Annotated in this window: 20 protein-coding genes; 13 read left to right on the top strand and 7 right to left on the bottom strand. The window is 70.0% G+C overall.

From position 1 onward, the window contains the following. Window positions 1-46: 46 nt before the first annotated feature. A complete protein-coding gene (locus ACFYSC_RS10265) occupies window positions 47-844 on the top strand; it encodes a DUF4097 domain-containing protein (RefSeq protein ID WP_389959398.1) in 798 nt (265 codons plus the stop codon). Then, window positions 841-1,644, top strand: a complete 804-nt coding sequence (locus ACFYSC_RS10260) for a helix-turn-helix transcriptional regulator (protein WP_389959395.1) — start codon at window positions 841-843, stop codon at window positions 1,642-1,644. The genes ACFYSC_RS10265 and ACFYSC_RS10260 overlap by 4 nt, the downstream gene beginning before the upstream one ends. 129 nt (window positions 1,645-1,773) lie before the next feature. On the opposite strand, the gene ACFYSC_RS10255 is transcribed toward ACFYSC_RS10260, so the two are convergent. Continuing rightward, the gene (locus ACFYSC_RS10255; protein WP_389959393.1) at window positions 1,774-2,736 is read right to left on the bottom strand and encodes a zinc-binding dehydrogenase; all 963 of its coding nucleotides are present in this window, start codon (window positions 2,734-2,736) and stop codon (window positions 1,774-1,776) included. 192 nt (window positions 2,737-2,928) lie between these two features. Continuing rightward, window positions 2,929-3,861 carry a hypothetical protein gene (locus ACFYSC_RS10250; RefSeq protein WP_389959390.1) on the bottom strand — a complete coding sequence of 311 codons (933 nt, stop codon included), beginning with the start codon at window positions 3,859-3,861 and terminating at the stop codon, window positions 2,929-2,931. Window positions 3,862-4,358: 497 nt separating this feature from the next. On the opposite strand from ACFYSC_RS10250, the gene ACFYSC_RS10245 reads away from it, so the two are divergent. Next, window positions 4,359-5,480: a serine protease gene (locus ACFYSC_RS10245; protein WP_389959387.1), complete on the top strand. Its 1,122-nt coding sequence runs from the start codon at window positions 4,359-4,361 to the stop codon at window positions 5,478-5,480. A gap of 284 nt (window positions 5,481-5,764) precedes the next feature. On the opposite strand, the gene ACFYSC_RS10240 is transcribed toward ACFYSC_RS10245, so the two are convergent. Further along, window positions 5,765-6,502: an SSI family serine proteinase inhibitor gene (locus tag ACFYSC_RS10240; RefSeq protein WP_389959384.1), complete on the bottom strand. Its 738-nt coding sequence runs from the start codon at window positions 6,500-6,502 to the stop codon at window positions 5,765-5,767. A gap of 415 nt (window positions 6,503-6,917) precedes the next feature. Between ACFYSC_RS10240 and ACFYSC_RS10235 the strand changes: the two genes are divergently transcribed. From ACFYSC_RS10235 to ACFYSC_RS10220, 4 genes are all read left to right on the top strand, one after another. Continuing rightward, window positions 6,918-8,474: a hypothetical protein gene (locus tag ACFYSC_RS10235; RefSeq protein ID WP_389959381.1), complete on the top strand. Its 1,557-nt coding sequence runs from the start codon at window positions 6,918-6,920 to the stop codon at window positions 8,472-8,474. Window positions 8,475-8,704: 230 nt separating this feature from the next. Then, window positions 8,705-9,913, top strand: coding sequence for a trypsin-like serine peptidase (locus tag ACFYSC_RS10230; protein WP_389959378.1), 1,209 nt, complete (start codon window positions 8,705-8,707; stop codon window positions 9,911-9,913). Window positions 9,914-10,030: 117 nt separating this feature from the next. Continuing rightward, the gene (locus tag ACFYSC_RS10225; protein ID WP_389959375.1) at window positions 10,031-11,197 is read left to right on the top strand and encodes a trypsin-like serine peptidase; all 1,167 of its coding nucleotides are present in this window, start codon (window positions 10,031-10,033) and stop codon (window positions 11,195-11,197) included. Window positions 11,198-11,838: 641 nt separating this feature from the next. Further along, window positions 11,839-13,377, top strand: a complete 1,539-nt coding sequence (locus tag ACFYSC_RS10220; protein WP_389959372.1) for a trypsin-like serine peptidase — start codon at window positions 11,839-11,841, stop codon at window positions 13,375-13,377. Between the two features lie 168 nt (window positions 13,378-13,545). On the opposite strand, the gene ACFYSC_RS10215 is transcribed toward ACFYSC_RS10220, so the two are convergent. Next, window positions 13,546-14,721 (bottom strand): hypothetical protein, encoded by a 1,176-nt coding sequence (locus ACFYSC_RS10215; RefSeq protein ID WP_389959369.1) that lies wholly within the window; start codon window positions 14,719-14,721, stop codon window positions 13,546-13,548. 428 nt (window positions 14,722-15,149) lie between these two features. Beyond that, window positions 15,150-16,349 carry an NADP-dependent malic enzyme gene (locus ACFYSC_RS10210; protein WP_389959366.1) on the bottom strand — a complete coding sequence of 400 codons (1,200 nt, stop codon included), beginning with the start codon at window positions 16,347-16,349 and terminating at the stop codon, window positions 15,150-15,152. Between the two features lie 269 nt (window positions 16,350-16,618). On the opposite strand from ACFYSC_RS10210, the gene ACFYSC_RS10205 reads away from it, so the two are divergent. Further along, on the top strand, window positions 16,619-17,152 hold the full coding sequence (locus ACFYSC_RS10205) for a CGNR zinc finger domain-containing protein (RefSeq protein ID WP_362934946.1): 534 nt from the start codon (window positions 16,619-16,621) through the stop codon (window positions 17,150-17,152). On the opposite strand, the gene ACFYSC_RS10200 is transcribed toward ACFYSC_RS10205, so the two are convergent. Continuing rightward, window positions 17,119-17,427, bottom strand: a complete 309-nt coding sequence (locus ACFYSC_RS10200; RefSeq protein WP_362934943.1) for a S24/S26 family peptidase — start codon at window positions 17,425-17,427, stop codon at window positions 17,119-17,121. The genes ACFYSC_RS10205 and ACFYSC_RS10200 overlap by 34 nt on opposite strands. 91 nt (window positions 17,428-17,518) lie before the next feature. Here ACFYSC_RS10200 and sodN point away from each other — a divergent pair, with 91 nt between their 5' ends. The 3 genes from sodN (at window position 17,519) to ACFYSC_RS10185 (ending at window position 19,336) form a co-directional block, all read left to right on the top strand. Continuing rightward, window positions 17,519-17,920 carry a superoxide dismutase, Ni gene (gene sodN / locus ACFYSC_RS10195; RefSeq protein ID WP_179825179.1) on the top strand — a complete coding sequence of 134 codons (402 nt, stop codon included), beginning with the start codon at window positions 17,519-17,521 and terminating at the stop codon, window positions 17,918-17,920. A 193-nt stretch (window positions 17,921-18,113) separates the two neighbouring features. Then, the gene (locus tag ACFYSC_RS10190) at window positions 18,114-18,539 is read left to right on the top strand and encodes an anti-sigma factor (RefSeq protein WP_373287403.1); all 426 of its coding nucleotides are present in this window, start codon (window positions 18,114-18,116) and stop codon (window positions 18,537-18,539) included. Window positions 18,540-18,556: 17 nt separating this feature from the next. Beyond that, complete coding sequence (locus ACFYSC_RS10185) at window positions 18,557-19,336, top strand: RNA polymerase sigma factor SigF (protein ID WP_389959361.1); 780 nt, start codon at window positions 18,557-18,559, stop codon at window positions 19,334-19,336. A 26-nt stretch (window positions 19,337-19,362) separates the two neighbouring features. On the opposite strand, the gene ACFYSC_RS10180 is transcribed toward ACFYSC_RS10185, so the two are convergent. After that, on the bottom strand, window positions 19,363-19,752 hold the full coding sequence (locus tag ACFYSC_RS10180; RefSeq protein ID WP_362934937.1) for a hypothetical protein: 390 nt from the start codon (window positions 19,750-19,752) through the stop codon (window positions 19,363-19,365). A gap of 77 nt (window positions 19,753-19,829) precedes the next feature. On the opposite strand from ACFYSC_RS10180, the gene ACFYSC_RS10175 reads away from it, so the two are divergent. Further along, the gene (locus tag ACFYSC_RS10175; RefSeq protein ID WP_362934934.1) at window positions 19,830-20,798 is read left to right on the top strand and encodes a diacylglycerol kinase family protein; all 969 of its coding nucleotides are present in this window, start codon (window positions 19,830-19,832) and stop codon (window positions 20,796-20,798) included. A gap of 282 nt (window positions 20,799-21,080) precedes the next feature. Further along, the gene (locus tag ACFYSC_RS10170; protein ID WP_362934931.1) at window positions 21,081-21,335 is read left to right on the top strand and encodes a WhiB family transcriptional regulator; all 255 of its coding nucleotides are present in this window, start codon (window positions 21,081-21,083) and stop codon (window positions 21,333-21,335) included. Window positions 21,336-21,351 lie beyond the last annotated feature (16 nt).

The following is a 21,351-nucleotide window of genomic DNA, read 5'->3' as shown; positions in this document are numbered from 1 at the left end:
CTTCGTCGGCGACGCGACATATCGTGTCCTCAAGGAGGTCACCGACATGCGGCAGTGGACCATCGACGAACCCGGACAGCTCACCTTCGACGCGGTCAGCGGGCTCAACGTCCGGATCGTCGCGGGCAGACTGGCGGTGCTGGCCAGCGACGGCCCCGCCACCCTGGACGTCACCGGCATCGACAGCCCGCCGTTGGTCGTCACCCACGACGACGACGGCACCCTCACCGTCGCCTACGGCGACCTCACCTGGGACGGCCTGCTGAGCTGGCTGCGGTCCGGGCGCCGGGAGGCCACGCTGACGTTGACCGTACCCCGGGAGTGCCCGGTCGCCGTGGGGGTGGTCTCCGCCTCCGCGGTCGTCACCGGCTTCGAGAACCGCACCACGGTCAGGAGCGTCTCCGGGGAGATCGTGCTCGACGGCGTGAGCGGCGAGACCCACGCGGACACCGTCTCCGGCTCCGTCGAGAGCCGCGGCCTGGCGGGCGACCTGTCGGTCAAGAGCGTCTCGGGTGAGCTGACCGTGGCCAAGGGAACGCCCCGCCGGCTGCGCGCCAACACCGTCTCCGGCCGGATCACCGCCGACCTGGAGCTCCCGCCGACCGGCCACGTGACGCTGCACAGCGTCTCCGGCGACATCGTGCTCCGCCTGCCGCACGACGTCGAGGCCGACGTCACGATCCGCTCCACCTCCGGCAGGCTGGCCAGCGCCTTCGCCGGGCTCGCCGAGTCCGGCCAGCCCGGGATCAGGACGCTCGGCGGCAGGCTCGGCGGCGGCATGGCGTCCCTGTCGGCGGCCACCGTCACCGCGGACGTCACGCTTCTGAAGGGAGAACGCGCATGAGCCCGGTCTTCGGTCACGGACGGCTCCGGCTGTACCTGCTGAAACTGCTCCAGGAGAGCCCCCGCCACGGCTACGAGGTGATCCGGCTGCTGCAGGACCGCTTCCTCGGCGTGTACTCCCCCTCCCCCGGCACGATCTATCCGCGCCTGGCCCGGCTGGAGGAGGAGGGCCTGGTCACCCACGAGGTGGTGAACGGCAAGAAGATCTTCACGATCACCGAACGGGGCCGCGAGGAGCTGGACGCCCGGATGGACGAGCTCGCCGACCTGGAGCAGGAGATCTCCGACTCCGTCCGCGACATCGCCCGCGAGGTCAAGGAGGACGTGCGCGACACGGTCCGCTCGCTGCGCGAGGAGCTCACCCAGATGGCGCGCGACATGCGCCAGGGCGCCGGACAGCAGGGCGCCGGGCAGCAGGGCGAGGGCCGCCGGGACCACCGCGACCACCCGGACGACCAGCGCAACCAGCGCGAGGCGTGGCGGGAGCAGAAGGCCGAGTGGCAGCGCCAGAAGCAGGAATGGCAGCGCCAGAAGACCGAATGGCAGCGGCAGAAGCAGGAGTGGCAGCGGCACGCCGGTGAGCTGAAGCAGGAATGGAAGCAGGAGTGGAAGCGCCTGTGGGCCGAGGGCTTCCCCGGGCAGGACCCGTCGGGTGACCCCCGGCTCGGGCAGATGCTGGCCGAGTTCGCCGAGGAGGTCCGTGCCGACGCGGCCGGCCGCCGGGTGACCGAGGAGACCCTGGCCACCGCGCAGGACGCGCTCTACGACGCCGCCCGCCGCATCCGCGACGCCCTGCGCTGAGCCGCGCATCGACCCGCGGGTACGGCCCGCGGGGTCCGGAACGTGCCGGGGCGGCGCCGGCGGGCGACGGCCGCGCCGCCGGTCCGGCTCGGTACGGCCCGCCCGGTGGCCGGCCGTACCCTGTCCGGTTCAGCCTCCGGTGGTGAAGACGACCTTCCCGAAGAGGTCGCCCTTCTCCATGGCCGCGAACCCCTCGGCGGCCTCGGTCAGCGGGAGCGTCCGGTCGATCGGCGGGCGGACGCCGGTCTGCTCCAGGAACCGGGCGAGCCGGGCGAGCTGGTCGCGGGTGCCCATGGTCGAGCCGACCACGGAGAGCTGGAGGAAGAACACCCGGTTCAGGTCGGCCGGCGGCACCGCGCCGCTGGTCGCGCCGGAGACCACGATCCGCCCGCCGGGCCGCAGCGACTTCAGCGAGTGGTCCCAGGTCGCCTGGCCGACGGTCTCCATCACCGCGTCCACCCGCTCGGGCAGCCTGGCCCCGCTCTCGAAGACCTGATCGGCGCCCAGGTCGAGGGCACGGGACCGCTTCTCCTCCGAGCGGCTGGTGGCCCAGACCCGGTAGCCGCCCGCGCGGCCCAGCGCGATCAGCGCGGTCGCCACGCCGCCGCCCGCGCCCTGGACGAGCACGGTGGAGCCGGGCTCCAGACCGGCCTTGTCGAACAGCATCCGGTAGGCGGTCAGCCACGCGGTCGGCAGGCAGGCCGCCTCCTCGAACCCGAGCGCGGCGGGCTTGGGAACCAGGTTGCGCCGCGGCACGGCCACCCGCTCGGCGAAGGTCCCGTCGTACGTCTCCGACAGCAGGGACCGCTTCGGATCGAGTGTCTCGTCGGGGCCGTTCCCGATCACCGCGTGGACGATGACCTCGTTGCCGTCCTCGTCGACTCCGGCGGCGTCGCAGCCCAGGATGATCGGCAGCCGCTCCTGGCGGATGCCCACGCCCCGCAGCGTCCACAGGTCGTGGTGGTTGAGCGCGGCGGCCCGGACCGTGACGGTGGTCCAGCCGTCGGGGACCTCGGGTTCGGGTCGCTCACCGAGCGTCAGCCCGGCGAGGGGGTTGTCGGGGTCGGTCTGTGTGGCGGTTACGGCGAACATGGCCGCACCCTACGCCTCCGGCCCGCGCCTCCCGCGGCACCCCCGCCCGCCCGGCGGGTCCTTCGGCGCATGCGGGCCGCCCGCCCCGGCAGGCCCTTCGGGACGCGCGGGTCGTCCGATCCGGCAGGCGAGACCGGGACGCGGCGACCCGGTCCCACCGACCGGCCCGCGGCGCCTGCGCCTGACGGTTCCTCACGGGACCGGGGTACGGCCGAGCCGGAACCGGACGCCGTCGATCACCCGCTCGACGTGCCCGCGCTCGCCGGAGGCCGCGACGTACACCCCGTCGCGGCAGGTCTCGGCGGAGAAGCGGCGCCGCTCCCCGATCATCGCCATCCGGATCCTCCCGGCGTCGCAACCCGGCATCGGCGCCATCACCACCAGCGTCTCCCTGGCGCCCCCGAACCACAGCTGCGGCCCCGCGGGCTCCTGCCCGAACAGCTCCCCGGGCCGGGCCAGCCGCAGCGGAGGCCCGGCCGTCAGCACCAGGTAGCCGTTCCCGGTCGTCCTGCCGCGCAGGCCGCGGGCCCACAGGAGCCGGTCCTCGAAGGCCATTCCCTCCTTGGAGTCGTGCAGCGCGACGTACCAGGGGGCGAAGTCGAACAGCAGCACGTCGCCTTCGGCGGGGCTCACCGGGGGCCACAGGGTGACCCGTTCCGCCATCGACCGGATCGGCGAGCCGTCCCGTTCCGGCCCGCCGGACGGGGCGACGAGCAGCCGGAACAGGCCGGGACGCCCGTCGGGCCATCCGCCGTACGCGGGCCGTACGCCCAGCTCAGCCAGGCCCAGCCCTGCCGGGTAGCTCAGCTCGGCCGCGGTGCCGTCGGGGAAGACGAGATCCAGGATCTCCCTGCCGCCCCGGTGCCGGGTCCGCGGACGCAGCACGTTGGGCGCCGGATCGTCGGAGGGAGCCTGGGAGGACCTTCCGGTGGGCGCCGCCGACGGCGGGGACGGCCTGGACGGCGGGGACGGCGGGACCTCTCCGGGCTCGGGGCCGGACAGCAGGCCGGAGACCGTCACGGCCGCGAGCACGAGCAGTACGGCGATCCCGGCTCCGGCCCCGGCCCGCCGCCGGGCGCCCTCGGGCCGTCCCGTCTCGATGATGTCGTCTCGCTCGCCGGCCATGCCGCTGCCGCCTTCGTACGGAAGGTGCACTCCGTGTCCCATCATCGAGCCACGGAGGTCCCGGCGCCCTCGTCGGGGCGGTCACAGGTCGGCGTCTTTCCATTCCGCGCCGCATCGCACCGCCGCCCCGTCCGCGCCTGAACCGAACCACCGCGCCGCCCACGCCTTGCACCGCACCACTTCCCATGCGTTCCGTACCGCGTCGCCCCCAATCGACTCACGTGCCCCCGGTTACCGGGGAAACGAATTCCTGCCAGTGGTGACGATGGTGCTACAGACTATTTCGCGCGATCCCTACAGGCACTCCCACCAGGAGATATACCTTTTCGACAAATCATAACCAATCGCTATTCACATAACACCTTCGCATCACATGGAACCGTTCCAGACTTTTTCGCGTCATTTCATCGCCGAAGCCTTGATCAATTCAGTAGCGTTCCGAGCGTTTTCCTGGCGAGCGGAAGTCCCGACCCTCGCCGAGAACGAAAGGAGCTCCATTGAATCCCCGAGCACGGCGCCTCGCGATCCCCCTCACCGGTGCCCTCATGGTCACCGGCGTGATCGGCGCCACCTCCACCGCGCAGGCCGGCGCGTCGTCCCCCGGTGACGTGGTGAGTTCCCCCGCTTCGGAGACCCCCGTCGAGGCCACCTCCTTCTGGTCACCGGAGCGGATGCGCCGGGCCACCGACGCCTCCCGCGACCTCGACCTGAGCGTCAGGGGCGGTACGGCGTCCAAGGCCGCCGGGCAGCCCGACGGCAAGGCCGGATCGGTCCCGCCGATCGGGCAGGAGGGCGGCAGGTCCACCAGGAGCAGGAGCGTCAACCTGCCCAACACCGTCGGCCGGGTCTTCTTCACCCTGCCCGGCTCCGACCCGGCGGACCCCAAGAGCTGGAAGTACTGCTCCGGCAGCTCGATCCAGGGAAGGTACCGCAACCTGGTCGCCACCTCGGCGCACTGCGTCTACGACGTGAAGAGCAACAAGTTCTACGACAACTGGGTCTTCATCCCCTCCTACTGGGACGGCGACCAGGCGTGGAACGGCAAGAACCCGTACGGCGTCTACGCCGCCAAGTGGTTCAACGCGCACGATGACTTCGTGGTCAAGGAGGACTACGACTTCGACTACGCGTTCGTCAACGTCAGCTCCGGCTACAAGGTCGACTGGGAGAAGGGCACCGACGGGAAGTGGAAGCCGGCCATCAAGAACGTCGGCCGGCTCGGTGACAACGTCGGCGGCCAGGGCTTCGCCTGGAACCAGAAGGTGAAGAACGACATCTTCTCCTTCGGCTACCCGGCCGGCCTGCACCCCGACGGCGACAAGCCCTTCAGCGGGCGCACCATGAAGTGGTGCTACGGCACCGCGGCCGCCATGCCCGCCGCCCCGCAGTACAACATCCAGGAGCACGTCGGCTTCAGGTGCGCCTTCACCGCGGGCGCCAGCGGCGGCCCCTGGCTGCTGAAGTACAAGAACTCCACGCGGACCGGTTACATCAACGGCGTCAACAGCGTCGCGTGGGACACCGACAAGAACGACCGCTACGACAGGATCTCCTCGCCGTACTTCGACACCGACACCTACAAGGTCTACAAGGCCGCGGCCAACCGCTGGACCGGTTGACGGGGTCGCGCGAAAACCCCCGCCGGGCGGCCGCAAGGCCATTCGGCCGCCCGCCGTGACGAGGGGCCCGGTCTCCGTGGAGACCGGGCCCCTTCGTGGTCCGGGGGCCCGCGGTTTCGGGATTCCGCGGCCCTCACCCGGGGCTTGCGGTGCGCTGCGGCACCGGGGGTTCACGACGCCCTCGGGCATCGGCGCCTCACGGCGCGGGGCGCCGCGAGGCACTCATGGGAACCGGATCCCCTTCTCCGGGATCCTGATCACCTCGGTTCGGGTCCGGACGTCTCCTAGAAGGCGAAGACCGAGCCGGTGCTGGCCCGCATCACGCAGGAGTTGCCGAAGGTGTGCTGGTACCTGATGCTGCGGCCGTCCCAGATGCCGCTCGCGGTCACGGTCACCGGGTCGTACTGCATCGTGCACGCCACCCCCGGCTGCGGCCGGAGCGCGGTGAACTCGCCGTTGACCACGCTGAGCTCCGCGCACGCCCTGGCCCCCTGCGGGTGCGAGCCGCGCGGCGGGTCGCAGACGAGCAGAGCGGACCGCGCCGTGGAGGCCGAGAACTGCTCCCCCGGCGTGACGGTCAGCACGAGCACCCGCATGTTCTCGGGCGACATCAGGGGCGCCGGCCTGCGCGGATCGGTCATGGACTGCGGGGAGACGGCGGGCCCCTGCTGCGCCGCGGGAGCCGCGGGCGGCCGTTGCCGGGCCGAGGGGGGCCGCTGGCCGGTCGCGGACGGACGCTGCTGGTCGGCGGGCCGCTGCTGGTCGGCGGCGCGGGGTGGTGCGGCCGGTTCGATCCGGATGGTCTTCCAGGGACGCCTGCGCCGGGGCGGCGCGGCGTTGCGGTTCCGCATCCGCTGGACCCGCGGCGGTACGGGTTTCAGCGAGGAGGCCCCGGGCGTCCTCGCGATCCCGGTCTCCCGGGTCCCGGACGCGGCGGTGGCGGCGGTCGCCGCGGCGGTGGTGAGGGCGGTGCTGGAGATCAGGACGAGACCGGCGGCTGCCAGGCAGCGGAGACGTGACATGGAATCCCCCGAGGACGGCGTTGCGTGGGCGGGCCGGAACGAGGTGACCGGCCTGACCGGGGGGATGGATCAAGGCTCTGAACTGCGGGAATGCTACAACGCCCGGCCGCTTCCTGTCTCGCGGCGACGCACCTTCCGGAAAAAGATCGTGGACCGTTCCGCCGTCGCGGCGGCGGCGCGCAGCCCCAGCTCAGCACGGCGTACGGCCGGTTTCGAGGCAGTCGATCAAGAAGAAGTAGATCAGACGCCGGTTCGCGGATTTCGGTTCCATGGTTTTGGTAACGACCCCGTAACGGTCCCTCTTGACTGTCCACTTTCGGTCTCTTTAAGCCGACTTTGCCGAGTACGGTCTCCTCTTGTCTCTTTACGCATGCGTGAGTCAACCCGAGCGACTCACGACAAAGAAGGAGCTAGATTGAACTCCCGAGCCAAGCGCCTGGCCCTCCCCGCCGGTGGCGCCCTCGTCGCGGCCACCATGATCGCGGCCCCTCTCGCGGGCACCGCCCAGGCCGCGCCGAAGCCCGACGTCAAGTCGGCCGCGCTCACCCCGTCCGGCAACGCGAAGGCCATCGCGGCGTACTGGACCTCCTCCAAGCTGAAGTCGGCGAAGACCTTCACCGCCGACTCCACCATCTCGGCCAAGCTGACGAAGACCGGCGCCGCCAAGGCCGCCGCCGACGGCAAGCCGGGCCAGGTCGCCCCGACCGGCGAGGGCGGCAAGACCGCCGGCCGTTCGAAGAACGTGAACCTGCCCATCACCGTCGGCAAGGTCTTCTTCGTCGACGACAAGGGTCAGGAGCGCTGGTGCTCCGGCACCTCGATCCAGTCGAAGTTCCGCAACCTGGTCGCCACCGCCGGCCACTGCGTGTACGACACCGACAGCAACAAGCCGTACGACAACTTCGTCTTCATCCCCGGCTACTACCAGGGCAAGGCTCCCTGGGGCATCTACGTCGGCGCCAAGGTCAACACCCACGACGACTTCACGGTCTTCGAGGACTACGACTACGACTACGCCTTCGTCAACGTCTACAACGGCATCAAGCAGCAGGCCGAGAAGGAAGTCGACTACAAGACCTACAAGGCGCACGTCGACAAGGGCGGCGCGGGCCGCGAGGACTCCAAGGTCGTCGACTTCGAGACCTACGACCGGTGGACCCAGAAGGGCGGTCTCGGCAAGGTCGAGAACGTCTCCTCCGAGGACGAGGTCGGCCCGCAGTACAAGGACGCCATCGGTGTCGCGGTCGAGACCGACAAGTGGACCTGGGAGAAGGTCTCCGGCGACGTCTACGGCCTCAAGGACGGCAAGGTCACCCGCGGCGACAAGACGCTGGACCAGGCCGACTGGCCCAAGAGCGGCTCCAAGCTGGCCACCAGCGTCGAGAACGTCACCAAGACCGAGTACGACGCCTACAAGGGCCCGGGCTACAAGAAGCTCGACAGCAAGGGCAACTACACCATCACCCACTACTACGTGGTGAAGTACATCAAGAAGACCGCGTCGGTGAAGTACGTGATCTTCCGGTACTTCATCACCACGGTGGCCGACGCCGGCCGCCTGGGTGACAACGTCGGCGGCCAGGGTGTGGCCTGGAACCAGAAGCTGGGCAAGAAGGTCTTCACCTTCGGCTACCCGACCCAGGGCCACCCCGACGGCAGCCGCCCCTACAGCGGCCAGACCATGAAGTGGTGCTACGGCACGACCGTCGCCGCCCCCGTGGTCTCGAAGTACAAGGCCGAGGAGCAGCAGGCCATCAAGTGCGCCTTCACCCCCGGCGCCAGCGGCGGCCCCTTCCTGCTGCGGTACTCGAACAGCAAGCGGATCGGCTACCTCAACGGCGTCGTGAGCCTGACGGTCGACAGCGACAACAACGACCGCTACGACCGGACGACCACGCCGTACTTCAACGGTGAGACCGCCGCCATCTACAAGCACTCCGCCAACCTCTGGACCGGGAAGCTCCCCTCCTAGTCCTCGCGGTGCGAAGCAACGGAAGGGCCGGGCGCGCAAGCCCCGGCCCTTCCGGGTCTCGCGGGTCTTGACGGGGCGCTTATGCGCCCGGCGGCAGGCTGACAGGACGACCGGGCCAGAGCGAATCGGTTGGCCGACCTGCCCAAAACCAAATTGATCTGGAAAAATAGTTTTCCACCGCCTCCCCAGCCCCCCTCCCCCCAGCTCCGTCCCCCGGAAGGAAGCCCCTCATGTCCCCCCGCGTCCGGCGACTCACCGCCACGCTCGGCGCGCTGTTCGCCGCCTGCGTGACGCTGGCGTCCGCGTTCGCCGGGAGCGCATGGGCGGACGCGGTGGCCGCGCCCTGGGCGGGCACTCCCAACGGCATCACCTCCGTCACGCTGACCAAGACCGACGCGGACATGAAGCGGATCGCGGAGTACTGGAACCCGGACCGGCTGAAGAAGGCCCAGGACAACACGCCGGCCACCCCGGAGATCAAGCCCAGTGGCGCCACCTCCACCGCGTCGGCGTCCCCGGCGTCCAGCGCGAAGGCGAGCGCCACCGCGACGGCCGCGGGCGGGATGCCCATCCCCGCCGGGGGCGCCGCCGTCCCCGCGGGCGGCACGAGTTCCGGGAGTGCGAAGACGGCCGGGGACGCCTCGTCCTCCGTCATCAGCCCCAGCTTCCCGAAGAAGAGACCGCCGGCCGGCAGCAACCCGATCACCGTCGGCAAGGTCTTCTTCCGGATCGGCGACAAGGACTACTGGTGCTCCGCCTCGTCGGTGGCCGCCGCCAACCACCGGCTGGTCGCGACGGCCGCGCACTGCACCTATGACGCCAAGCAGGACAGGTTCGCCGAGTACTGGATCTTCATCCCCGGTTACGCCGACGGCGGCAGCCCGTACGGCATCTACGTCGGCCACACGCTCAACCTGCACTCCAAGTTCATCGCCCAGGGCGACTACGACTACGACTACGCGTTCATCACCGTGCACGACGGGTTCCGCTGGAAGCCCGGCAAGACCGCCGGCGCCTACACGATGGAGGACGTCGGCGCGCTGGAGGACAACGTCGGCGGGCAGGGACTGATGGTCAACCGCGGCGTCGGCCTGTCCACCTTCGCCTTCGGCTACCCCGCGGCCCCGCAGATCGACGGCAGCAGGCCGTTCGACGGCCGGACGATGAAGCGGTGCGACGGGCGCACCTACCGGGCCAACGCCCCGGCCCGCCTCGTGGACCGCGGCATCGCGTTCCGCTGCGGGTTCACCGCCGGGGCCAGCGGTGGCCCCTGGCTGGTCTACTACGACCCCGCCAACGGCGTCGGCTACCTCAACGGCGTCAACAGTTTCGCCTGGGACACCGACACCGACAAGAAGTACGACCGCATCTCCTCGCCGTACTTCATGGCCTCGACATATGTCGTCTACCGCTGGGCCGCGCACCAGACCGCGAGCTGAGTCCTGCGGGGGCGGATGAGGGGGATCCGCCCCCTCCGCCTGCCGGATCTTGGTAGGTTTCTTCCTTGTCTTCCCGCAGTTTCCGGATCATCCGGAAAACGGTGCAGCACAAGGAGCATGTCTGTGAAGCGTTCCCTCCTCCCCCTCGGCGGCGCCGCGCTCGTTCTCGGCCTGCTGGCCGGTGGCACGGCCGGCACCGCCCAGGCAGCCCCCGACTGGGCCACCGACTCCATGGCGACCAACAACGCCTCGGCCGTCTCGGTCATCAACTTCTGGGCCGCCTCGAACTTCGCCGCCCTCAAGAGGGCCACGGCCTACAACCCCGACCCCGGCGGCGTGAAGATGAAGGCGGGCGGCGGCTTCTCCGCCGACGGGCGTCCCGGCAGCGTCGGCCCGACCGGTTCGGAGAGGCCGGCCCAGACCCGCGTCACGAACGTCAACCTGCCCCGCACGGTCGGCAAGGTGTTCTTCGTCGTCAACGGCCAGTACCGCTGGTGCACGGCCACCTCGATCCAGTCGAAGTACCGCAACCTCGTCGCCACCGCCGGTCACTGCGTCTACGACCCGGAGACCAACAGCGACACGATGAGCAAGTGGGTCTTCGTCCCGGGTTACTACCAGGGCAAGGTGCCGTGGGGCATCTACGTCGGCAAGACCGCCTACACCCACTACGACTTCGCCAACTACGAGGACTACGACAAGGACTACGCCTTCGTCACCGTCTTCAACGGCGTGGCCTTCGACGGCGTCAACAAGGTCAGCCGGGGCGACTTCCAGAAGTTCACCGGTCCCAAGTGGGGCGGCGGCGGCCAGTACTACATTCTGAAGTCCAAGGACGTCGGCGCGCTGGGCGACAACGTCGGCGGCCAGGGCGTCACCTGGAACCAGCCGACCGGCAAGCCCGTCTACGCCTTCGGCTACCCCGCGGCCCCGCACCCCGACGGCGACAAGCCCTACAGCGGCGTGACGCCCAAGTACATCTACGGCAAGCCGTCCGGCAAGGTCTATGTCTCCCCCGAGCACAAGGTCGAGGAGCACATGGGCCTCAAGGGCTCCTTCACCCCGGGCGCCGACGGCGGTCCGTGGCTGACGCAGTACAGCAGCGGCCGGCGTCTCGGCTACGTCAACGGCGTCACCAGCCTCTTCGGCGACCAGGACAAGAACGACCGCTACGACCTGATCACCTCGCCGTACTTCGACGGCGAGACGGCCGACATCTACCGCCAGGCCGCCAACGTGTGGTCCGGCAAGATCGTCGGCCCGAACGGCGAGCTGTACCGGTAGGCCACCCGCCTCTCGGGGTCCCTGGCGGGCTCTGAGGGCGCTTCTCCACCCCATCCACGGGACCTGGCAGAGATCTTCTGCCGGGTCCCGTCGGCGTTTACGGGGGTTGCACGACGGGTTTCCCGGTTTCCCGGCGGATTCCGGGGCCTCGAGCGGGATCCGGGGTTCCACGGCGGCGTCCGGGAGGAGCGGGATCGGGCCATCCCTCCACAGAAAGCGGACTTTGGGCCATATAGAGGACGAACCAGAGAGAGCCAAAAGGCAAGATCTCGGGGGTTGGAGGTCCGCGCGGGGTGGGGATCGGGCGCGTTAGACGTGGTTCGGCCGGATTCGGTGCCATCGGTTCCATGTGATCTGCGTCACATTGGGATGATCACGGACCGCGATCGGACACTCACCCCACTTGGGCCACGTCCGCGACGAGATCATGACTATCTGCGGAAACAGGTCCGGCAAACCCCAACCGTCACAACGGTTTCATCGCGCCGCGAAGGTAACAGAACGGTCTCGGCACCGCTCATACCCTTCTTACCCACCAAAGCGGCTTCCGATTCACAAGATCCGCCCTGTATGTTTCTGGCTATCCCTTTACTGACGCATGGGACGCAAGAAGCGTTCCACATCAGACCAAGGAGTTTCCCTTGAAGCGCATCCTCCTCCCCGCCGGTGGCGTCGTCCTCGCCTCCGGCCTGCTGGCCGCCGGCCTCGCCGGTACCGCCAACGCCGCTCCCGACTGGGCCTCCGACACGATGGCCAAGGACGCTCCTGCTGCGCAGGACGTGGCCGAGTTCTGGCTCGCGAAGAACGGCGACACGATCAACCTGGCCAAGGCCACTCCCTACACCTGGGAGACCAAGGCCACCCCGCAGCTGAAGGCCGGTGGCGGTTACACCGCTGACGGCAAGCCGGGTCTCGCCGCCCCCATCGGCGAGGAGAAGAAGACCGCGGCCAAGGTCAAGAACATCAACCTGCCGAAGACCATCGGCAAGGTGTTCTTCGAGGCCCCCGACGGCAGCCTGAAGTGGTGCTCCGCCACCTCGGTGCAGTCGAAGTACCACAACCTCGTCGCCACCGCCGGCCACTGCGTCTACGACGACAAGGCCAACGGCAGCGTCATGAACAAGTGGGTCTTCGTCCCGGCCTACTACCAGGGCAAGGCTCCCTTCGGCGTCTACGTCGGCAAGACCGCCTTCACCCACTACGACTACTCCGTGTTCAACGACCGCGACCGCGACTACGCGTTCGTGACCGTTTACAACGGTGTCCAGATCGGTGGCGGCTCGGCCAAGGAAGTCTCCAAGGCCGAGTACGACAAGTTCGAGGGCAAGAAGGAGGTCAAGGAGGAGGTCGTCAAGGACTTCGAGACCTTCGACCGCCTGACCCAGAAGGGCGCCCAGGGCGAGGTCCGCAAGGTCGACGCCTCGGACGAGGTTGGCCCGCAGCACCAGGACGCCAAGGCCGCTCCGGTCGAGGTCGACAAGTGGGCTTTCGAGAAGGCCCCCGCCCTTGAGCGTGGCCAGGACCCCCACTCCCGTGACCCGCGTAACCGTCCGGCGCCCGGCACCAAGTGGTACAGCCACAAGGAGAACGTCACCAAGGCGACGTACGACGCCTACACCGGCCCCGGTTACAAGGAGGTCGTGAACGGCAACTACATCATCACGCACTTCTACGTGGTGAAGTACGTCAAGGAGAGCGCGTCCGTCCAGTACGTGATCTTCCACTACGTCATCGCCGACGGCTTCATCAAGGACGCCGGCAAGCTCGGTGACAACGTCGGTGGCCAGGGTGTGGCCTGGAACCAGAAGACCGGCCAGAAGGTGTTCGTGTTCGGCTACCCGGCCGACGCGCACCCCGACGGCAACAAGGCCTTCACCGGTGTCACGCCGAAGTGGTGCTACGGCACCACCTCCGCCAAGGTGTACGTCTCCGCGGCCGAGAAGGTCGAGGAGCACGTGGGCCTGAAGTGCTCGATGACCCCGGGTGCCGACGGCGCTCCGTGGCTCATCAAGTACAGCAACACCAAGCGTCTCGGCTACGTCAACGGCGTCACCAGCCTGTTCGGCGACCAGGACAAGAACGGCCGCTACGACCTGAGCACCTCCCCGTACTTCGACGGTGAGACCGCGACGGTCTACAACCAGGCCAACGCTGTGTGGTCCGGCTCGATCGTCAAGTAAGTCTGACGATCACCTGAGCTAGGGGGTCCAAACCTCAAGCTCACCTGCTCCACCTGAGGGGCCCGGCTCTTGCCGGGCCCCTCAGTCTTTTCCCGCCCCATCCAGTTCGGGTCGTCCTCGGCTTCTCCAGCCCCCGAGCCGCCCGAAGACCCGCCCCCGGCGCGCCCGTCAGACCGCCGCCGTGCTCCCGGTCCGCTCCCCCAGTTCCCTCACCACGCTCTCCCCCGCGAACGGCGCGAACCTCCGCCGCAGGTCGTCCGCGTACGACCGGCTGCGCGCCGACTGGAGGTCGCGTGACAGCTCCAGCGCCTCCCCCGCCGCCGAGCACGCCTGCTCCAGGTCGCCGCTGCGCAGCCATCCCGCCGCGAGCAGGGACAGGTTGAACATCCGCCCCCGCACGTACCGCCCGTCCATGTCGAGCGACCGGGTGGCGTGCCGTACGGTGGCCGGGCCGTCGCCCAGGTCGCGGAAGCAGTGGGCGAACTTCGCCGCGAGGTACGCCTCGTCGAAGTAGGAGATCCAGCCGGGTTCATCGCCGCCCCGGCGGCGGTCGAAGGCCAGCTCGGCCTCGTGCAGCGACGCGGCGCACGCCGTACGGTCGCCCTTGACCGCGTGGGCGTGCGCCTCCATCACGTGCGCCTCGGCGAGCAGGGTGAAGATCCCGGCGCGGCGGGCCGAGAGCTGGGCGGCCCGCGCGAGGTCGAGGGCGTGCGCCGGCTGCCCGACGTACACCGCCTGGTGGCTCATCCCGGCGAGGATCTCCCCGCCGAGGCCGTGGTCGCCGGCCTCCCTGGCCAGCCTGAGCGCCTGGATGAGGTAGCGCTGGGCCAGGCCGTGCCGTTCCAGGTCGTAGGCCATCCACCCGGCCAGCCGGGTCAGCTCGGCCGCGGCGGACGCCAGGGCCCGGCCGGTGGTCTCGCCGTAGGAGCCGTCCGACAGCAGCGGGGCGACCGCGGTGTCGAGGTACTTGACGACGGCGGGGCGGATCCGGCCGCCGCCGAACCTGTTGTCCAGCTCGCCGAAGGAGCGGGTCACCTCCCGGATGGCCGCGATGTCGGCCGTGCCCACCCGCCGGTGGCCGCCCGCGGCGGGGGCGGACTCCAGCGGGAGGGTCAGCCAGCGCAGCGCGCCGGTCGAGCCCGCCCCGACCGCGAAGGCCGAGTCGATCAGGAACCTGCGTCTCTCCACGTCTCCGTGCCACAGTGCCGTCACGGTCGTGATCGCCTCCTGCCAGGTATGGGGGAACTCCTGCCCGGGGGCGTCGGCCCCGCGGGACGGCCTCGGGCGGATGAACCCCGCCTCGGCCATGAGCCGCCGAAGTGAGTGGTCGGGCCGGTGTGTCATCGCTCTCCTACCGTGAGCACCGCTGAGCACCCGTGCGCGCCGTGCGCTCCACGCGCCGCGGAGACGGTCGCGGGGGCACGGCGCGGGTGCCGGACGGGCACGGCGTGGGCACCGCGGGGGCGCCGGGAGGGTTCGCACCCCGTGCCGGTGTCCGCCCCTCCCGCACGTCTTGCCGGGATAGTGACGGAGCGCTCTGTTTATAGCACGTTCCGTTACCGACTTTTAGGGATTCCGGGGAACATCCGCCGAAGAAGAGCGTCGGCTGAAGGGGACACCGGCCGATGGGGAATCTCCGCTGAGGGGGACACGACCGAAGGGGAAACGTCGGCCGAAGCCGTACAGCGAGCACGACGCGTGCAACGCGTACAACGCGCGACGCCCCCCGCCGGTCGGGCGGAGGGCGTCGGGTCGAGGGAACCGCCGGGGGTCTACCGGCGGGCGACCCCGTCGAGCCGGGCCTGCGCGGCGACCGCGGCGGTGACCGCCGGGGCGACCCGCTCGTCGAACGGGCTGGGGATGACGTAGTCGGCCGCGAGGTCGTCGCCGACCACCGCCGCCAGCGCCTCGGCCGCGGCGACCTTCATGTTCTCGGTGATCGCGGTGGCGCGGACGTCGATCGCCCCGCGGAAGACGCCAGGGAAGGCCAGCACGTTGTTGATCTGGTTGGGGAAGTCGGAGCGGCCGGTCGCCACCACCCGGGCGTACTTCGCGGCGATCTCCGGGTAGATCTCGGGCGTCGGGTTGGACAGCGCGAAGACGATCGAGCCGGGCGCCATGGAGGCGACGGCCTCCTCGGAGACGGTCGATCCTGACAGGCCCACGAACACGTCGGCGCCCGCCAGGGCGTCCTCGGTGGAGCCGCGCAGGCCGGCGCGGTTGGTGTCGCGGGCCAGGGCCTCCTTGACCGGGTTCAGCCGGTCGCGGCCGTCGTGGATCAGGCCGCCGGAGTCGGCGACCGCGAGGTCGCCGATCCCGGCGTCGAGCAGCATGCGGCTGACCGCGACGCCGGAGGCGCCGGCCCCGGCGACGACGGCCCGCAGCTCGCCCAGGGAGCGGCCGGTGAGCCGGGCGGCGTTGCGCAGCGCGGCGAGCACGACGATGGCGGTGCCGTGCTGGTCGTCGTGGAAGACGGGGATGTCGAGCAGCTCGCGCAGCCGGGCCTCGACCTCGAAGCAGCGGGGTGCGCTGATGTCCTCCAGGTTGACGCCGCCGAAGGAGGGCGCCAGGCGGGCGACGGTCTGGACGAGCGCGTCGACGTCGGTGCAGTCGAGGCAGATCGGCACCGCGTCGACCCCGGCGAACTGCTTGAACAGCAGGGCCTTGCCCTCCATGACCGGCATCGCGGCGGCCGGGCCGATGTCGCCGAGGCCGAGGACGGCGGTGCCGTCCGAGACGACGGCGACGACGTTGGGCACCCAGGTGTAGTCGTCGGCGAGCTCGGGGCGTTCGGCGATGGCGCTGCAGACCCGGGCCACGCCGGGGGTGTAGGCGAGCGCCAGGTCGGCGGCGTCGCGGACCGGGACGGTGGAGCGGACCTCCATCTTCCCGCCGCGGTGCAGGGCGAACGCCGGGTCGAGATCGAGGCGGTCGGGAGATTCGACGGAAAGCGAGGATGGCGTGACGGCCAAAGCGACCCCTGTGGTTCAGTCGGACGGAAGGACTTGTTCCTACGTGGACGGTGCGGAAGCAGCCCGGCCCGGCTTCGGTGGCAGCCCGGGGCCTGCTTGCCGGAAACACTCGTCCGGAGGGTTCGGGGGTCACCCGTCGCTCGATTCTGCCACATCGCCGGGCCGCGAATGGTGACAGATAGCGCTTAGTTTGTTTCGCATGGTGGCGGCCGTGACAGCGTGTAATACTCGAACCCCTGCACATCGCTTACAGCAAAGACGGACCACCGGTGGATCTGACCTCCTACGCCGAGCTGGCTGTGCTGCTCATCAACAGCCCCGACCGACTGACCGGAATGGACGGGCTCCGGTCCGTCCTCGAAGAGGGCAACCGCTACCGCCCCGGTTGCCGCATCATGCGAAGCGACCTCGACGCCCTGCGCGACCTGCGCGAGGAGCTCGTGGCCGTGTTCGAGACCGCCGCGCTCGGCGACGAGCAGGCGGTCGTCGACCGGCTCAACTCGCTGCTCATCCAGCACCCCGTCCAGCCGCAGATCTCGGGCCACGACGGCGAGCGCTGGCACCTGCACCTCACCGAGGGCGGGCGGATGGCCGACCAGTACGCCGTGGGCGCGGTGATGGGCCTGGCCACCATCGTCACCGACCTCGGGGTGGACCGGCTGGGCCTGTGCCAGGCCGCGCCGTGCCGCCGTGCCTACCTCGACACCTCCTCCAACCGCTCGCGCCGCTACTGCTCCGAGCGGTGCGCCAGCCGGGCCAACGTGGCGGCCTACCGGGCGCGCAAGAAGGTCAGCGGCCAGTAGCGCAGCACCACCCCGCCGACCAGCAGCTCGGGCGGCAGGGCGCCGAAGTCCCAGCTGTCGCGCCGTCCCGGGGCGCGCTGGTTGTCGCTCTCCAGCCACCACCGCCCGTCGTCCTGGCGCCAGGCGGCGCGCTTGACGATCAGCCGCTCCGGGTCGTCCGGCAGCCGGGCGACGACGAGGCCGCCCTGCCGTACGGCGGCGCCCCGCCGTACCCAGAGCCAGTCCCCGGGGCGCAGGGCGGGCAGCATCGAGTCTCCCTCGACACGCACTCTCATCGGTCTCCTCCCCCTGCCGCGCCGGGAATTCCGAGGCGAGTAAGGTCTGTTGTGGACCATGCCTAATCCAGCATCAAGGAAGGATTTTCCGATGCTTGCACGACTTCTGCGACCCAAGCACGTGGCGTCGGCGCACTGCGACCTGCCGTGCGGCGTCTACGACCCGGCCCAGGCTCGCATCGAGGCCGAGTCGGTCAAGGCGATCATGGAGAAGTACGCCGCGAACGACGACCCGGTCTTCCGTACCCGCGCGCTCATCATCAAGGAGCAGCGGGCCGAGCTCGTCAAGCACCACCTGTGGGTCCTGTGGACCGACTACTTCAAGCCGCCGCACCTGGAGACCTACCCCCAGCTCCACCAGCTGTTCTGGGAGGCCACCAAGCTGGCGGGCGCGGCCGGCGGCAAGGGCACGGTCGACCCGGCGCAGGCCGACGAGCTGCTCGGCAAGATCGACGAGATCTCCAAGATCTTCTGGGCGACCAAGGCCGCCTGAGCGGATCACCGCTGGTCGGACCACCTCAGGCCCCGTGCGACGCGTGTTCGCACGGGGCCTGACCTGTTGGGATGTCCCATTCAGGTGTCTTAGGGTGTTCTTGAGGTGCTAATTCGCCCCGATCGCGAGTCCAAACGGACCGCTCACCCCGGAGGGGCTGTAGGTTGCAGTCAGCGACTCTGCGAGGAGGAACGTGACCGAACACACCGAGACACCCGCTGTCGGCATGGGCGGGATCCGTGACGTGGTGAGCGTCCGGTTGCCGGCGGCGAGTGCCTATCTGTCCGTGCTGCGTACGGCCACCGCCGGGCTGGCCGCACGGCTGGACTTCACGCTGGACGAGATCGAGGATCTCCGGATCGCGGTCGACGAGGCGTGCGCGATGCTGCTGGGCGAGGCGGTGCCGGGCACGGACCTGACCGCCGAGTTCGAGCTCACCGGTCAGGTGATGCAGGTCCGGGTCGAGGTCAGCACGGTCGGCGGGTCCGCGCCGAAACGCGATGACTTCGCCTGGATGGTGCTCACCGCCCTGACCGACGACGTCGACGCCGTAACCGACTCCCCCGACCGCATGGCGATCGTGCTACGCAAGCGCCGAGGCGCGGCGAGGCCGGCGTGACGGAAAGGACTCGTGCCATGGCCGCCAGCGATCACGCGGTACCCGACCGGGTGCGCGCGCGCCTGCTCTTCGCGGAACTGGCGGAGTTGACCCCCGACGACTCGCGGCGCCAGCGTATCCGCGACGAGCTCGTGGAGCTTCACCTGCCCCTGGTGGAGTACCTCGCCCGCCGGTTCCGCAACCGGGGCGAATGGCTCGACGACCTGACCCAGGTCGCCACAATCGGCCTGATCAAGTCGATCGACCGTTTCGACCTCGACCGCGGGGTGGAGTTCTCCACCTACGCCACCCCGACGATCGTGGGCGAGATCAAGCGGCACTTCCGCGACAAGGGCTGGGCGGTGCGCGTGCCGCGCCGGCTCCAGGAGCTGAAGCTGTCGCTGACCAAGGCGATCAGCGAGCTGTCGCAACGGGAGGGCCGCGCGCCCACGGTGAGCGAGCTCGCGGCCTTCCTGAAGATGTCCGAGGAGGAGGTGCTCGAAGGGCTGGAGTCGGCCAACGCCTACTCCACGGTCTCGCTCGACGCCCCGGACTCCGGTGACGACGACGCGCCCGCGGTGGCCGACTCGCTCGGCATCGTCGACGACTCCCTGGAGGGCGTCGAGTACCGCGAGTCGCTGAAGCCGCTGCTCGAACGGCTGCCGCCGCGCGAGAAGCGGATCCTGCTGCTGCGGTTCTTCGGCAACATGACGCAGTCGCAGATCGCCACCGAGCTCGGCATCTCCCAGATGCACGTCTCGCGGCTGCTGGCCAGGACCCTGGCGCAGCTCCGCGAGGGCCTGACCGCCGAGGACTAGGAGCGCGAGACCGGCCGGCAGGGGGGTCAGTCCGGCCGGTCGTCCCCGTAGAGGGCGTGGGTCGTCGGCGGGGACAGCAGCGTGACCAGTCCGGCCAGCGCCGCGGCGACGAGCGGGACGCCCATGGCGCCCTGGCCGGACTGGATCAGCGTGATCGCGACGATCGCGGTGAAGATCTGCGCCACCACTCCGGGGCCGCGCGCCCACCTCTGGCTTCCCAGCAGGCCCCACGCCACCCACAGCAGGGCCGCGCCGACGGCGATCCCGAACCCGGCGACGAAGAGGGAGCTGACGGTGTCGGACGGCTTGCCGATCACCGTCTCGACGCCGACGTAGCCGCCGAGGATAAGTGCGAGGGTTCCTTCGAGCGCCACGACGGCGGCGGCGACGGCGAGGGTGACGGGGCGGTTGGGCACGCCCCAACCCTATCGCCGGGCCGTCCCGGTCCCCCTTTCCCCGTCATAACTCTCGTATCGGCGGATACGCTGGCGTTATGCGCGCCCTCCTCCTGGTGAATCCCAAAGCGACGACGACCAACCGGCGGACGCGCGATGTGATCATCAGGGCGCTCGGTGCGAGCGTGGACCTGACCGTCGAGGAGACCGGCTACCGCGGCCACGCCGCCCTGCTCTCCCGCAAGGCCCGCGAGTCGGGGTACGACGCGGTGGCCGTCCTGGGTGGCGACGGCACGATCAACGAGACGGTGAACGGCCTGCTGGACGATCCCGGTGATCCCTTGGAGCCGCGGCGGGGGCCGCGCACCTCCGCCGACCGGCCGGCGCTGCTGGTGATCCCCGGGGGGAGCGCCAACGTCTTCGCGCGGGCGCTCGGCCTGCCCAACAGCCCGGTCGAGGCGGCCGGCGCGGTGCTGGAGGCGCTGCGCGAGGGGCGGCGGCGGACCGTCGGCCTCGGGCACGCGTCCTGGAACGGCGAAAGCCGCCACTTCACCTTCTGCGGCGGCATGGGGTACGACGCCGAGGTGATCCGGGCGGTCGAGGGGCTGCGCGGCACGGGATACCGGGCCACCCCGGCCCGCTACGTGAACACCGCGCTGCGGCACTACCTGTCGACCGACCGGCGGCGGCCCGCCATGTCACTGGAGGGTCCCGGGGTGCCGCCCGCCGAGGGCGTCTTCCTGGCGATCGTCTCCAACACCTCGCCCTGGAGCTACGTGGGGTCCCGGCCGGTCTGCCCGACCCCGTGGGCGAGCTTCGAGACCGGCCTCGACATGCTGGGGCTGCGCCGGCTGGGCCTGCCGACGATGCTCGACCTGGTGCCGCAGATCCTCGGCCACCGCGAGAACCTGCCCGTCGGCCGCCACCTGGTGCAGCTGCATGACGAGAGCGAGTTCACGCTCACTGCGGAGCGGCCGGTGGCCTTCCAGCTCGACGGCGACTACCTGGGGGAGACGGAGCGGGTGACCTTCCGTTCCATCCCGGACGCGTTACAAGTCCTGGTCTAGATAGTTACATAGTGTAATTGTGTGACGCATCCGACATGCACGGGCGGCAAAACATTCGGGCAAACCTCTTGCGTGTACTGAGCGTGGCTGACAATCTCAACAGTGACGTCGGAACGTAGGACCTTTGAGCGGACACCTCGCTCCCAGGCCACCGGCGATCGAACGGACACGCCCCGAACCGAACAGGGTCCGGGTCACTGTTCGCCATGGTTAGTGAAACTCTTCACAAAGTGAGCCGACGGAGCCTGCGGCAAGGGGCTCCTCTTACGAAGGAGTGGACGCATGGACTGGCGCCACCGCGCTGCCTGCCGTGACGTGGACCCCGAGCTGTTCTTCCCCATCGGCAACACGGGCCCCGCTCTCATGCAGATCGAAGAGGCCAAGCAGGTGTGCAACACCTGCCCGATCATCGATGCCTGCCTGAAGTGGGCCCTGGAGTCCGGCCAGGACGCCGGCGTCTGGGGCGGCCTGAGCGAGGACGAGCGCCGCGCCCTCAAGCGCCGCACCGCCCGCGCCCGCGTCCGCAGCGGCGCCTGACCGACCCTTCCCAGGG

The sequence above is a fragment of the Streptosporangium sp. NPDC004379 genome, from assembly GCF_042873875.1.
In the GTDB taxonomy this organism is placed as follows: domain Bacteria; phylum Actinomycetota; class Actinomycetes; order Streptosporangiales; family Streptosporangiaceae; genus Streptosporangium.
This window is presented reverse-complemented; position numbering and strand designations above follow the sequence as displayed.

What these genes read in the sequence shown, in the direction of transcription:
- ACFYSC_RS10265 (WP_389959398.1), top strand. Translation starts at nt 47, where the DNA reads ATGCGGCAGTGGACCATCGACGAACCCGGACAGCTCACCTTCGACGCG.
- ACFYSC_RS10260 (WP_389959395.1), top strand. Translation starts at nt 841, where the DNA reads ATGAGCCCGGTCTTCGGTCACGGACGGCTCCGGCTGTACCTGCTGAAA.
- ACFYSC_RS10255 (WP_389959393.1), bottom strand. Translation starts at nt 2,736, where the DNA reads ATGTTCGCCGTAACCGCCACACAGACCGACCCCGACAACCCCCTCGCC.
- ACFYSC_RS10250 (WP_389959390.1), bottom strand. Translation starts at nt 3,861, where the DNA reads ATGGCCGGCGAGCGAGACGACATCATCGAGACGGGACGGCCCGAGGGC.
- ACFYSC_RS10240 (WP_389959384.1), bottom strand. Translation starts at nt 6,502, where the DNA reads ATGTCACGTCTCCGCTGCCTGGCAGCCGCCGGTCTCGTCCTGATCTCC.
- ACFYSC_RS10230 (WP_389959378.1), top strand. Translation starts at nt 8,705, where the DNA reads ATGTCCCCCCGCGTCCGGCGACTCACCGCCACGCTCGGCGCGCTGTTC.
- ACFYSC_RS10225 (WP_389959375.1), top strand. Translation starts at nt 10,031, where the DNA reads ATGTCTGTGAAGCGTTCCCTCCTCCCCCTCGGCGGCGCCGCGCTCGTT.
- ACFYSC_RS10215 (WP_389959369.1), bottom strand. Translation starts at nt 14,721, where the DNA reads ATGACACACCGGCCCGACCACTCACTTCGGCGGCTCATGGCCGAGGCG.
- ACFYSC_RS10200 (WP_362934943.1), bottom strand. Translation starts at nt 17,427, where the DNA reads ATGAGAGTGCGTGTCGAGGGAGACTCGATGCTGCCCGCCCTGCGCCCC.
- sodN (WP_179825179.1), top strand. Translation starts at nt 17,519, where the DNA reads ATGCTTGCACGACTTCTGCGACCCAAGCACGTGGCGTCGGCGCACTGC.
- ACFYSC_RS10185 (WP_389959361.1), top strand. Translation starts at nt 18,557, where the DNA reads ATGGCCGCCAGCGATCACGCGGTACCCGACCGGGTGCGCGCGCGCCTG.
- ACFYSC_RS10175 (WP_362934934.1), top strand. Translation starts at nt 19,830, where the DNA reads ATGCGCGCCCTCCTCCTGGTGAATCCCAAAGCGACGACGACCAACCGG.
- ACFYSC_RS10170 (WP_362934931.1), top strand. Translation starts at nt 21,081, where the DNA reads ATGGACTGGCGCCACCGCGCTGCCTGCCGTGACGTGGACCCCGAGCTG.